11 protein-coding genes are annotated in these 13,459 nt (G+C 46.4%); 6 read left to right on the top strand and 5 right to left on the bottom strand.

From position 1 onward, the window contains the following. The first annotated feature begins 12 nt into the window (after positions 1-12). The 5 genes from MN210_RS12965 to MN210_RS12945 all read left to right on the top strand — a co-directional run bounded on the left by MN210_RS12965 (position 13) and on the right by MN210_RS12945 (position 5,801). On the top strand, positions 13-588 hold the full coding sequence (locus tag MN210_RS12965) for an outer membrane beta-barrel protein (protein WP_110817230.1): 576 nt from the start codon (positions 13-15) through the stop codon (positions 586-588). 230 nt (positions 589-818) lie between these two features. Then, positions 819-1,292 (top strand): NfeD family protein, encoded by a 474-nt coding sequence (locus MN210_RS12960; RefSeq protein ID WP_110817229.1) that lies wholly within the window; start codon positions 819-821, stop codon positions 1,290-1,292. A gap of 161 nt (positions 1,293-1,453) precedes the next feature. Further along, positions 1,454-2,314 carry an SPFH domain-containing protein gene (locus MN210_RS12955; protein WP_011961575.1) on the top strand — a complete coding sequence of 287 codons (861 nt, stop codon included), beginning with the start codon at positions 1,454-1,456 and terminating at the stop codon, positions 2,312-2,314. Between the two features lie 213 nt (positions 2,315-2,527). Further along, positions 2,528-3,898, top strand: coding sequence for an esterase-like activity of phytase family protein (locus tag MN210_RS12950; protein ID WP_338412327.1), 1,371 nt, complete (start codon positions 2,528-2,530; stop codon positions 3,896-3,898). A 241-nt stretch (positions 3,899-4,139) separates the two neighbouring features. Further along, positions 4,140-5,801, top strand: coding sequence for an alpha-keto acid decarboxylase family protein (locus MN210_RS12945; RefSeq protein ID WP_338412326.1), 1,662 nt, complete (start codon positions 4,140-4,142; stop codon positions 5,799-5,801). A gap of 127 nt (positions 5,802-5,928) precedes the next feature. Here MN210_RS12945 and hemN read toward each other — a convergent pair whose 3' ends face one another. Beyond that, positions 5,929-7,497, bottom strand: coding sequence for an oxygen-independent coproporphyrinogen III oxidase (gene hemN / locus MN210_RS12940; protein WP_155587242.1), 1,569 nt, complete (start codon positions 7,495-7,497; stop codon positions 5,929-5,931). Between the two features lie 242 nt (positions 7,498-7,739). Then, positions 7,740-8,651 carry a DMT family transporter gene (locus MN210_RS12935; RefSeq protein WP_110817225.1) on the bottom strand — a complete coding sequence of 304 codons (912 nt, stop codon included), beginning with the start codon at positions 8,649-8,651 and terminating at the stop codon, positions 7,740-7,742. Positions 8,652-8,832: 181 nt separating this feature from the next. Between MN210_RS12935 and MN210_RS12930 the strand changes: the two genes are divergently transcribed. Further along, a complete protein-coding gene (locus tag MN210_RS12930; protein ID WP_241878783.1) occupies positions 8,833-10,380 on the top strand; it encodes a YifB family Mg chelatase-like AAA ATPase in 1,548 nt (515 codons plus the stop codon). Positions 10,381-10,382: 2 nt separating this feature from the next. Here MN210_RS12930 and MN210_RS12925 read toward each other — a convergent pair whose 3' ends face one another. The 3 genes from MN210_RS12925 to MN210_RS12915 form a co-directional block, all read right to left on the bottom strand. After that, a complete protein-coding gene (locus MN210_RS12925) occupies positions 10,383-10,946 on the bottom strand; it encodes a hypothetical protein (RefSeq protein WP_338412325.1) in 564 nt (187 codons plus the stop codon). A 186-nt stretch (positions 10,947-11,132) separates the two neighbouring features. Next, the gene (locus MN210_RS12920) at positions 11,133-11,786 is read right to left on the bottom strand and encodes a c-type cytochrome (RefSeq protein ID WP_241878781.1); all 654 of its coding nucleotides are present in this window, start codon (positions 11,784-11,786) and stop codon (positions 11,133-11,135) included. Positions 11,787-11,838: 52 nt separating this feature from the next. Next, complete coding sequence (locus MN210_RS12915; protein WP_011961568.1) at positions 11,839-13,437, bottom strand: flavin monoamine oxidase family protein; 1,599 nt, start codon at positions 13,435-13,437, stop codon at positions 11,839-11,841. Positions 13,438-13,459: the final 22 nt, after the last annotated feature.

The raw sequence follows: 13,459 nt of genomic DNA, 5'->3' as shown, positions 1-13,459 counted from the left end.
AAGGAGAAGACCATGAAAACTTTACAAAAAACTCTACTTGCTTTAGCTGCTGGCTCATTAATGACTGTGGGTGCACAAGCTGCCGTGAACTATGGCAATGGTATGACTGCACAGCCTTATATCGGTGCCAAAGTTGGCCAGTTTGATTTAGATGATGCCAAAGACAAAGCATTTTCATACGGTGTATATACTGGTGTGAAATCTAACCAAGGTATTGGGGTTGAAGCTGAGTACCTCACCACCGAAAAAAATGATTTAATTAAAACAGATACTGACCGTAAAGAATATAAAGCAGAAAACTATGGTCTATATGCCACTTATGACCATGCTTTCCCAAATACAGAGTTATACGCCAAAGGCCGTGTTGGTGTTGCAAAAAACAAAATCAAAGTAGAAGACAAACTGGTTGGCGGCAAGACCTCAAGCTCTGATGTGGGTATTGGTGGTGGTCTAGGCTTTGGTTATAACCTAGCACCGAATGCTGCCGTTGAGTTGGCTTATGAATGGTATCCAAAAGTAGATAAAGTAGCTGGCCTAGGTGATCTAAGATCTGAAGGGGTTACTTTAGGCGCTAACTTTAAGTTCTAATCACGCTGAATGCCATTACACTGTCTAGCAAATTTAAATCAATGACGCAGACAACTAAAAAACGATCGCTCCGGCGGTCGTTTTTTTTGTGCAAATGGCAGTTGGCAAATTAAGACTGACGTCCACAAAACCTGAAAACATCCGCGCTACTAACCGCCGCTAAAAGTGATAGTATAAGGGGCGTGCTAATAATTAATAATAAACATAATATTTAAATTAAGGATACGGTTATGTGGCAGATAGAGCCTTGGCATTGGTTGGTTCTTGGTGGGATATTAATTATCTTAGAGATGTTTCTAACCACATTCGCAGCCTTATGGTTTGGGGTAGCAGCCCTTATTGTTGCCTTGGTAAGCTGGCTTTTTCCGGTACCTGTAGTGATTCAGATTGTATTGTGGTTAATACTGTCTGTGCTGATGGTATTTATTTGGTTTAAATATATCAAGCCTTTATCGGTCGATCGTACCAAAGCCGGTCTGGGTGGCAGCATTATCATCGGTGAAAAAGGGATGATTATTAGGGCGCCCTCTGACAACCAAACCGGTACGGTGCGCTTTAGTGTACCTATCGTGGGCGCTGCTGAATGGCAATGTCGCAGCCGTGATGAACCGCTAGAGGTGGGTCAACGCGTGGTTGTGGTGGATATTATGGGTAATGAGCTGGTTGTGGCGCCTCTACCTGGCTCGGTACCTATAGCACATTAACGGTAACGGCGCTGACAGAGCATCAGCAAAGCGCTATTTGCCCCATTTATTGTTAATCTAACTATTATTAACCTAACATTAGTCTAGATCAGCCATGGTCGTTATCAGTGATAAATAATAAAAATCAATAGTTATAAATATAAACAGCAGGAGTGTGGCATATGAACAGTTTGAGTATCGTGATGATTGTCTTGGTGGCCTTGGTGGTGTTTACCATCTTTAAAGGCGTCAGAATTGTGCCGCAAGGGTATAAGTGGATTGTGCAGCGCCTAGGTAAGTATCATCAAACCTTAGAGCCGGGTTTAAACTTAATTATTCCTTATGTGGATGATGTGGCTTATAAGCTCACCACCAAAGACATCGTGTTAGACATCCCTTCACAAGAGGTGATTACCCGCGATAACGTGGTAATTATTGCCAACGCCGTGGCTTATATCAGCATCGTACAGCCCGAAAAAGCGGTCTATGGTATTGAAGATTATGAGCATGGTATCCGTAACTTAGTACAAACCTCACTGCGCTCTATCATAGGTGAGATGGATTTAGACAGTGCCTTATCAAGCCGTGATCAGATTAAAGCCTTGCTTAAGCATGCCATCTCAGAGGATATCGCCGATTGGGGTATTACTCTAAAAACAGTTGAAATTCAAGATATTAACCCATCAGACACGATGCAAACCGCTATGGAAGAGCAGGCTGCCGCAGAGCGTCAACGCCGTGCTACCGTAACGCGTGCCGATGGTCAAAAACAAGCGGCTATCTTAGAGGCTGATGGCCGTCTTGAAGCCTCACGCCGTGATGCAGAAGCTCAAGTGGTACTGGCCAAAGGGTCAGAGGAATCTATTCGCTTAATCAGTCAAGCGATGGGCAAAGAGGAGATGCCTGTGGTGTATCTATTGGGTGAGCAGTATATCAAGGCCATGCGTGAGCTGGCCGAGTCGGACAATGCCAAAACGGTGGTATTGCCTGCCGATATCTTAAGTACTGTAAAAGGCATGGTGGGCAATAAGTTTCAACCTTAAGGTGCGGCTTTATTGTACCCATTAAGCCTAAGCTCCGATGCGCTTGGCACAACCCATTTACTTGCCAGTTACTTGACGCGAGCTGTGTATGTGCGGCAAAAGTAATAAGCGGTGTCTAAGCGGCAAGGGGGCTGTGTTGTGTCTTGCCAAGTTGCCTAATCCTCCTATATTTATATTAAGCTAAAAGCATACTAAGCTAAAAGAAGGTGAGCTATGTCAAATACTGACTTACATCCCATCACTCAAGGTACACCATTGCCTTATGATGTCTTGGATACCGTTCATGATAATGCCGCTTATCCGGGCACCCCACTTGAGATTCGCGGCGGCGGATTTGGGTCGGATGCGGCCGCTCATCCCACCAATGCCAATCAGTTTTACGCCTTGACAGACCGAGGTCCCAATTCAGACTTTAAAGGCAGTCTGGGCGAGGGCAAGCAGTTTTTGGTGCCAAGCTATAGCCCAAAAATCGGCTTATTTCAGGTCGAACCTGAGGGTCAGATTATCAAAGTTAAAGAGATTGTATTAAAAGATAAAGCAGGGCAGCCCATAAGTGGACTGCCTAACCCTAAGGCTTTTGGTGGTACCAATGAGATACCTTATGATGTTCATGGTGAGCCGATGACGAAGGACCCTAGTAGGCCTTATGATCCTCAGAGCAATCCAGTAAAAACCGATCTTAACGGTTTGGATCCCGAAGGGCTGGCGGCATTGAATGATGGCAGCTTTTGGATAAGCGATGAGTATGGTCCGCATTTGGTACATTATGATGCGCAGGGGGTTGAGATTGAGCGGATTAATCCGTTTGGTGCAGATAACCGCAATACCGTTATGGCTGGAGATAAACCCTTGTTATTACCGGCAGAGTTGGCCAAGCGTCGCACCAACCGTGGTATGGAGTCATTGACCATTACCCCAGACCAAAGCACGCTGGTGGGGCTTATGGAGTCCTCAATGGACAACCCCGATAAGCAGGGCAGGCAATCTGCTTTGACCCGACTATTAACGATAAATCTAGTAACAGGGCAGCTTGCGCAATACCTATATCGACTGGATGCGGTCAATCATGTTAACTCAGCACTTGCCGCTATTAATGAGCAGCAATTTTATGTCGCTGAGCATGATCGTCAGTTTCCTTGGCAACAGCCGACTGCCAAAAAGCTGATTTACAAAATTGACTTAGCCTGTGCCACCAACATCAATGACTTTGAGCATTTAACTGATATGGCAGCAAAGTCAGACTTGGCTGTCACACTGACTCAAGATGAGCAGCTTGGACTGTTAATTGATGGCTTAACCCTTGAGCAACTGATTGCAGAAGATGAGGCTAATTGGCAGCTACTGGAGAAGCTGGGTATTTATCCGGTCAAAAAAACATTGGCAGTGGATGTGCTCAAAGCCATTGATTATCCGCATGACAAGCTTGAGGGCATTTGGCTGCGTCAAGATGGTTCTTTGGGGCTATTAAATGACGATGACTTTGCCATCAATGATTCAGACAAAGGGATTGAGCATAAATATCTTGATGCCGAGAAGAGGGTAATAGATGCTAACCGGCTGTACGTGGTCACCCCAAGCGTATGACCGGATAGTATTAGATGAGCTGATTTTTACACAGCTGTGACTTCATATAACATATTACTTATTTTTTGAATAGGTATCACCAAATAGAATGGTTAACTGATAAAATGAATCGCTTACTAAAATAAGCGGCTTAAAAGGAGGGGCGGTCATTAAAAGGAATTTTAAACCATAAGCCGTGCCCCATGACCCTCTTTAACTTAAGTGATAACAATCAAACCTAACTAAAATAAGAGAGTATGCTATGTCACAGCCCATCTATACCATTGCTGATTATCTATTTGACCGAGTAGCTGAAGCGGGTGCCACCGAAATCTTCGGGGTGCCAGGCGATTACAACTTAGCCTTTTTAGACAATATTATTGCTTCAAATAAACTGCGCTGGGTAGGCAATACCAATGAGCTCAACGCCGGTTATGCTGCTGATGGCTATGCGCGCGAACGCCGATTTTCGGCCATGGTCACCACCTTTGGGGTAGGTGAGCTGTCTGCTATTAACGCCACTGCTGGCTCATACGCCGAGTATGTGCCGGTGCTGCATATTGTGGGCGCACCCAATACTCAGTTAAGAGATGGCAAGCGCCGCCTACATCACAGCTTAGGTGATGGGGTGTTTAACCACTTTATTAAAATGGTGGAGCCTGTCAGCGTGGCCCGAGCTGAGATTACGGCCGAAAACGCCGCCTCTGAGATTGATAGGGTAATTCGCATGGTGCTAAAAAAGCAGCGCCCTGGTTATTTATTATTGTCACCTGATGTGGCCAAGCTGCCTATTTATCGTCCCACCACTCAGCTAAAAGACAGTGAAGAGGACATCACCAGTCAAGAGGCTTTGGCTGACTTCAAAAAAGAGCTGAGCTGCTATATCGAAGGCAAAGCCACCACCTTAATTGCAGACTTAATGGTACACCGCCTGGGCCTACAATCTCAGCTAAAAGCACTGATAGCCGACACTCAAATCCCCTATGCCACTTTATCTTGGGGTAAGACCTTAATCGATGAGCACAGTGATCGTTGGGCGGGTGTTTATGTGGGTGAGCCCTCGCAGCCTACGGTAAAAGATGCCATTGAAAATGCGGAGTGTTTGATTAAATTGGGTGTTAATTATACCGACACCACCACCTCCGGCTTTACTCAAAAGATTGATACCTCAAAAGTGGTCGATATTCATCAAGAGCGTGCCACAGTAGCCGATAAGACCTTTGCTCCCATCGCCATGAAGGATGCGCTACGAGCACTGCATGAGGTATTAACATCAGGCATTGAGGTGGTCGCCAAGCCACTTATTGCGCCAGTTGATGTGCATCAGCAGCAAGGCGGTGATGATGAGCCACTACTGCAAAAAGACTTATGGCATATTGTGGCCGACTGTTTGGATGGCAATAACTTGGTGTTTGCTGAGCAAGGTACCGCCTATTTTGGCATGAGCGAAGTGCGTCTGCCTGAAGGGGTAACCTTCTATGGTCAGCCGCTGTGGGGCTCTATCGGCTATACATTACCTGCCAGCTTGGGGGCCGGTATAGCATCACCTAACAAGCGTAGTGTGCTGCTTATCGGCGATGGCTCAGCGCTATTGACCATTCAAGATTTGGCGGTAATGATTCGTGAGCAGCTAAACCCAGTGATTTTATTAATCAATAATGCAGGCTACACCGTAGAGCGTGCCATTCACGGCGAAGAGGAGCTTTACAATGACATTCCTGTGTGTGATTGGCAGGTGATGCCTCAAGCTTTTGGTGCCAATCAACACAACTGCTTGACCCTAAAAGCTGCGACCCCAGCTGAGCTAAAATCAGCGCTGTCTCAAGCGGACAAAGCCAAAGATAAGATGGTATTTATTGAAGTAATTACCGGCATGATGGACATACCGCCGTTATTACAAGATGTGGCGGCATCTTTAAAATAAAACCACCGCTTTAACCAAAAAAACCGATACCATCTAACGTGGTGTCGGTTTTTTTAGGTCAATAACAGGGGGTTATATTGGCCGCTTTATTTAGGAGTTTTGGTGCAATGACGACTCTTTTAGAGCACTAAATCACTTTAGAGAAGCGGTTTTTTTCTTTACTTGCCAAATAGCTATCAAATACCATGGCCACGTTGCGGGCAAGCAGGCGTCCCTTTGGCAAAATACGGATACCGGCAGCATCCATATCTATAAGTCGGTCTTGCTGCATCTCACCGAGCTGCTGAATTTCATCAATAAAAAATGTGATGGCATCTATCCCAAATTTTTGATTCAAGTCTTTAAAATCAATGTAATCATGGCACAACAGATTGGAAATCACATAACCACGCAGACGGTCTTGTATGCTGGTTTTGATATGGCGTACCGCCGGCAGTTTGCCGGCATCTACCATGGCCTCATACGCTTTTAAATCTGTGTGATTTTGTAGAATATGAGTAGAGGTATTGCCCTTATTGGCATACAAGGTGCTGTTAATTTGACTGATAGAGGAGACACCAAAGCCCAATAAGTCGCAGTCACCTAAGATGGTATAGCCTTGGAAGTTGCGGTGCAAAATACCATCACGCTGAGCGATGGCCATGCTGTCATCAGGCTTCGCAAAGTGATCGATACCGATGTACTGGTAGCCAGCTGTATTCAACGCGGCTATGGTATCACTGAACATCTCAAGCTTCTCGGCTGGTGTCGGTAAATCCTCCTCTTTAATCTGACGCTGCGACTTAAAGCGATCAGGCAGGTGCGCATAGTTAAAGATGGACAATCTATCAGGCGAGATGTCAATAATGGTCTGTACCGTCTTAGCGAACGTCTGCGGCGTTTGATGCGGCAGCCCATAGATTAAGTCAATATTGGTCGACTGAAAGCCTAAGCGGCGGGTCTCTTGCATCACACTACGGATAAGCGCTTCAGATTGCACTCGGTTCACCGCAATTTGAACCTTGTCATCCAAGTCCTGCACCCCGAAGCTGACTCGGTTAAAGCCCAAACTGCGTAACACGCTCAACGTGGTATCTCTAATCTCTCGAGGGTCAATCTCTACAGAGTAGTCTCCCATTTCTGGGTGCTCATCGCTCACTTGCTCAACTGAGGTGGGTGCAAATTCAAACTGGGTCTGCAAAAACTGCCAAAGCTCAGTCAGTTCCTCATCACTAAAGAAAGTCGGTGTACCCCCACCCAAATGCAGCTGCTTGACATAAGGCTTACCACCTGAGTCAGGACGTTGTAATAAGGCACGCTTTTGTTTTACTTCATTTTTTAGATACGCTAGGTAGTCACCGGCATCGCTGTTCTTTTTGGTGATGATCTTATTGCAAGCACAGTAGTAGCAAAGATGGCGACAAAAGGGAATGTGAAAATAAAGCGATAGGGGCGCATTGGGGTCGCGGCGGGTCAAAACCTCTAATTCAACGCCGGCTTCAATGGGCTTAAACTCAAGCGCAGTAGGGTATGAGGTATAGCGTGGCCCTGAACGATTATATTTATGAATTAACGCCTGATCATATTCTAACTGCGGCATCTCAGAGGTCGCTGCATCAAACTGTTTTTTGGCATAAGGATTGCTAGGAGAAAAATCCGGACGCTCAGTAGATGGGGGAAGACTGGCTTGGTCTGTAAAAATGGCAGAATGAGTCATAAGATTGGCCTTATCGGAGAGCCGATAAACAGGAGCTATGAGGAGAGGGTTAAAATCGAATCAATTATAACAAATTATACTAAGGTAGCTGTAATCTGCCCGGTTTTCTATACCTCTATCGTGTAGGGGGGCTTAGTCAATAGCCAGGTAATAGCAATATAGGAATAGGAGCGACAAGTTATGAGCACTTTTAAGCATAAATAAGGCAAGACCAAGAGCCTAAGGCTGTTAAGGTTGAATTTTTAGAGCGCCTGCTTGTTTTTTAGGCCACCTAACGTCACCAAAGTGACCCCGAGGGCAATAAGTCCTGCACCCCATAGCAGTCCCTCAGGCGGCGCTTCTGCTTGAAAAAATATGGCAATAGGAACCGCAAACAGTGCAGCGGTTGAACCCAGCAAGCTTAGCAGCACCGGCCCGCCGGCTTTTTGTAATAAAAACAGCACTTGAAACTGTCCGGCAAAAACAAAGGACTGCAGTACAATTAGCCCCATTGATACTATCAAAGCCAGTGGATCCTCGCGAGGTAAAGTGAGTGAAAAGTGGGGCAATAACCCCAGCATACCCAATTGTATCGCTGCTGCTATTAGCATCCCAGGCGCAAGGGCACTGGGTGAGGCGCCTGTGGGCCAGCGTAAGGTGCGATACAAATTACCTATGGCAAGCAGCACTGGGCCACACAAGGCCACGATAATCCAAAACACACTGGCATTAGGCGCACCAAGCTTATTAGCAGCCAGTACCCCAGCACCGCTTAATGCTGCGGCTACCCCTGCAGCCCGCATTGGACTAAAGCGCTCCATCTTTAACAAGAGTGCGCCCAAATAAGTCAGTAAAGGCGGCAGTGAGATGATGAGCGCCACAAAACTTGCCCCCACTTGGGGAATGGCTGAGAAAAATATCAAGTTAGAGCCGGCAACACTGACTAAGGCAGCCACAGCATAATACTCAAGACTACGCCGAGTTAAAGGGGGCGGCTGACGGCGCAGCAAAGAGATAACCAATAAGATAAAAGCGGCCCCACTAATGGACCAAAATACAAACGCCAGCGGAGTGAGCCCCACTGTACCAGCGTATTTGGCCAGATTAGTAGATAAGCCAAGCAGAGCGCCGCCAGCAATCAAGCAACCAATAGCCACTTTAATATTCTTGTTCACTGCCGCCTGCTCCTAAACCTACCTTGAGGATCTAAGTCCTTATTCTAACACCATTACTGTCGTTGATAGGATGCGGCTAAGGCCGACATAAATTAATGTGTTTGCAGCTTTGCTAACTGTTAATAAATAATTTATTATGAATGAAACAAATTTAATAATTATTATTTATATAAGGCTTATCATGTCTTTTGCTCAAGTCCATACCCGCTCGGTCGTCGGGCTACATGCCCCTAAAGTTAGGGTTGAGGTACATTTATCGCAAGGCTTGCCTGCGCTCACTATAGTGGGGCTTCCTGAAGCGGCAGTGCGTGAGAGTAAAGATAGGGTCCGCTCGGCATTGATTAACTCGGATTTTCAATTTCCCAATCGGCGATTGACCATCAACTTGGCCCCTGCGGACTTGCCCAAAGAAGGGGCACGATTGGATTTGCCCATTGCTATGGGTATCTTAGCGGCCAGTGGTCAGCTTGAGCCTGAGTGGTTAGAGTCTTATGAGTTTATTGGTGAGCTGGCATTAAGCGGAGAGCTGCGCGAAATATCAGGTGCGCTTGCAGTAGCACGAGCCATAAAAAGCGAAGCCATGGCGGCAAAATCAGATGATAGGGCGCGCAAGCTGATGGTTCCGGCAGGTAATGCCATTGAAGCAAGCCGGATAAGTGGTATGCAGGTTTATGCCGTCAAGAGCTTAAAACAAGTGTGCGAGCATTTGCAGGCAGAAAACAATCCGTTAGGCGTCCACCCAGCAAGCAGCGAACAGGGGTTACTGACAGCCGTAGTGTCGCAAGAGGCTAAGCAGAAAGTGGCTTATAAGGTGGATTTGGCTGATGTTAAAGGGCAGCATCATGCCAGACGGGCACTGGAGATTGCAGCTGCTGGCGGTCATTCATTGTTATTTAGTGGCCCTCCTGGCTCAGGTAAGACCTTGATGGCAGCTCGATTGCCGACCATATTGCCAGACTTAAGTGAAGAAGAAGCGCTGGAGGTCGCCAGCACTTATTCTGTGGCCAATACTGAGTATCATTATGGCACTCGCCCCTTTCGCGAAATTCACCATACTATTTCGGCGGTGGCCTTGGTCGGGGGCGGCTCACGCCCTAAGCCTGGCGAGATTACACTGGCCAATAAAGGCGTTTTATTCTTAGATGAGATGCCAGAGTTTGATCGAAAAGTGTTAGAGGTATTGCGTCAGCCCTTAGAATCAAAGCAAATCACCATTAGCCGGGCCAATCAACAAGCAACTTTTCCGGCTAACTTTCAATTGGTAGCGGCGATGAACCCTTGTCCTTGTGGTTATCATGGTGACCCTTCTAATCGTTGCCATTGTCGACCTGAACAAATTCAGCGTTATCAGGATAAAATTTCTGGTCCTCTACTAGATAGAATAGATTTGCAGGTTAGTGTACCCGCTTTACCGATTAGTGACCTTCAGAATAGTCAGCCAGGTGAGGCCTCACAGACGGTTCGAACACGGGTAACTCGTGCTTATAAACGTCAACAGGAGCGGCAAAACAAACCCAATTGTGAGTTAACCCCAAGCGAAATGGACGAGCATATTACGTTGGGTGACAGTGAAAAACAGCTGTTAGCGATGGCACAAAGCAAACTGAATTTATCCGCCCGTGGCTACCACCGATTATTGCGAGTGGCACGAACCATAGCAGATTTGGCAAACAGTACAGATATAAAAACGCCTCATTTAAGTGAGGCGCTTAGCTATCGTGGCGGCTAGAGTCAATCTATTAGTTTACTTCTCATAAAGATTCCCGGCTCTGTAAGACAAACGTGGTCTTCTGGATTACGCACAGACTCAGATACCCCACCTTGTGGGTTATCAAACTGTAGGTGATAAAACAGATACTCTTCTTTAACCGAACCGCCAGTCTTTACAGTCTCTCCGAATTTCACCTGTGTACCATCTAAGATAAGAGCTTGCTCATTCTGTAGCAAAGAGACCTTGTAAGTAGGATCAAACAGAGGGGTTAAAAGACGGGTCTTATTATTATAAATCTGCTCAAATTTCAAGCAATTGTCTTGCACCACATAGCGACCTGTAACTACGGGATATATGCGCTGCATCAAAAGTGTGGGGGTAAAATAATAAAGTAATAAAGGGGAGGAAGCAGCAGCGGGCAGGGGGTTAGTATTGTCTTTATTAATAATTGTTTTTTCTACAGCGCTTCTTGTATCGGAGCCGATTACAGGTTTAGTGCTATAAGTGACTGATGTAGTTTGACAACCCATAACCAGTGACGACAATGCTACTCCGATAATGGCTTTGCTAAGTGAGATTTTCATAATCAATCCTTTGCATTTATGCGCTATTCATTAATCCCAGCTTCATTAATTGGATTCATTAAATTTAATTTATTTTTTATTATACGACAAAGGTTATTATAAAAACGCCTCATCTAAGTGAGGCGCTTAGCTATCGGGGTGGATAGGGCGATGTTATAAGTTAAATACCACTTATAACAACCGCTGTTATTCATCCGAGGGATCATACGTGGGCGGCTCAGCAGGACGCAATTGTGCGGCATCTTCTGCTGTCACCTTTACGTCAAAGCCATTTAAATCTTGAGCAATATACTGGGTTACCGCCGCCATCTGCTCATCGTTTAACATACCACGGAATGAGGGCATACCTCTAAATCCATTAATCAAGATATCTAGTACATAGTACTTAGACTGCATCTTACTGTTGTTGGCCAATGGTGGATAGTAGCCGGCACCATAGGCGCCTTCACCTTTATGCATATGACAGGCAGCACAAGAGTCGTGATACAGCTTTTTGCCATCTGTGGTGGTATAAGCATGCTCAAAGCCAAACTTTTCATTCCACTTCGTTAAACTGGGGTCTTTATCAAAAGGCGGCACAGCATCCACATCTACGATATGGCGATTAGAGTCAGTCAGCTCAGCTTCGCTCATATATACGCCGCCCCAAGCCCCGTCATTGCGGCTGGCATAGGGGTCAACTTCAGGGGAGACAGCCGTTTGGCTAAAGCTATCCGTGGTCTGGGCTAAGGTGGTGGCCTGTTTATCAGACTGTGACGAGCAGCCTGTTAATACCGCTAAGGCTGAGGTCATAATTAGCATGCCCATATTAGGCAATGAGGGGTAGGTTAGGTGTTTCATATTAAAGAGCCTCTTTATTGTGTAATCCATGACAAATAAGAACAGTCATGGGTTAGACTGCTTTGGCACGTTGGTGTAAGCGATTGGCGGAATCGAGACCCGATAAAATGGCACCTTCTTGCCAAGCAGGAATGTGCGAGCAGTGCTCTCCGGCCAATACGATACGATTATCAATGCTACACAGCGTTTTATAATGCTGATCACGAGTCTCTTTGGTCCATATACCGTAGCAGCCTAAGGTCCAAGGCATACGGTGCCAGACCATGGATGTCCCTGAGCGAAACTCTTTTAGATACTGAGGGTGAATGTGTTTGCCGTAAGCTAAGGCCGCTTCAATACGCTCTTGGGGCGCTAAAGAGTTAAATTTGTAAGAGGTGGGGCCATACCCATAGCCGCCTAGCAATACGCCACTGCCTGATTTGAACATGTCTTGTGATGGATAAGAGATTTGTTTAATCGGCATATCCGTATAGGTTACGCCGCCATAAATCCATTCGTCTTCCTCCCAAAAGCGGCGTTTAAATTCCAGACCTACTTTAAATGACGTCTCATAAGGCACAGCTGCTATGGCATCGCGCATTGGCTTTGAGACGTTAATGGGCAACTGGCTCAATATTGATAAGGGGATGGTACAAACACACCAGTCAGCGCGTGCTGTTTTAACCGGACCGGCTTCATTATTACTATCGACATAAGAGACGGTAACACCAGAATCATCTTGGCGAATCTCGGTGACTTTGGCATTGAGCGTAATCATATCTTGGCATTCACGGGTAAAAGCATCACCGATTTTGCCCATTCCACCCACCGGCTGAAACATCGTAGGGCTGTGCATATAGTTGGTGTGGTTGGCATAAATATCGCCCCATACCCCTGATTGCAAAATATCATCTAAGGGTAGCGGGGTAGAGGCTTGCTCATTGGGCATTAATCCGCCCCCTGGATACACCGAAAAGCCCCGCTGTTTACTGGTTTCAAGGCTCTTTTTATACCTATAGTCTTTGTCGAGTGCGCCCCAGCCCTTTAAGGCTTCTAACAGCTTTTCTTTGTCCTCGCCTGTCACTTGACGGTCTAGGCTACCGACATTGACCGCCTTTGATAACAGCTCAGAGACATGGCCTTGGATGTCATGTTGCACATCACCAAGTCGCTGCGGTGCCCCGTTAAAGTGTTGAGTGCGATGTAAGTAGGCACGGCTGTTTTGTTGAATAAATGGCTGCATCTCAACCCCAAACTTTTTGCAGTAATGAAACACCGCATAGTGGTGGCTGGGCAAGCGCCAAGGACCTGGGTTAAAGTAGTTGCCCTCTTCAAAATCGCAAGTGACCTCCTCACCACCAAGCTCGGTATATCTATCGCCGCCCCTTAAGGTAATACTGCGGCCGCCGCCTCGATTTTGATACTCCAAAACGGTGACTTTATAGCCCGCTTTTCTGAGTTCATAAGCGGCGGTCAAGCCGGCAAGTCCTGCCCCTAAGACTATAATACTGGCCCCTGCTGGCGCCCCAGTAAGTTCAAGCTCTTTTTTAAAGCTAGATTCAGAAGCAAAGCCTAAGGTAGTCATGGCTTGATACATGGCTGCACCACCGGCTGTTTTGCCTATCATGGTGAGCAGCTGCCGGCGTGTGGGCGATTTTAGATTGTCTAGCATGGTCTTATCCTTATTACTTTTG

It is taken from the genome of Psychrobacter raelei (assembly GCF_022631235.3).
GTDB lineage: Bacteria > Pseudomonadota > Gammaproteobacteria > Pseudomonadales > Moraxellaceae > Psychrobacter > Psychrobacter raelei.
This window is presented reverse-complemented; position numbering and strand designations above follow the sequence as displayed.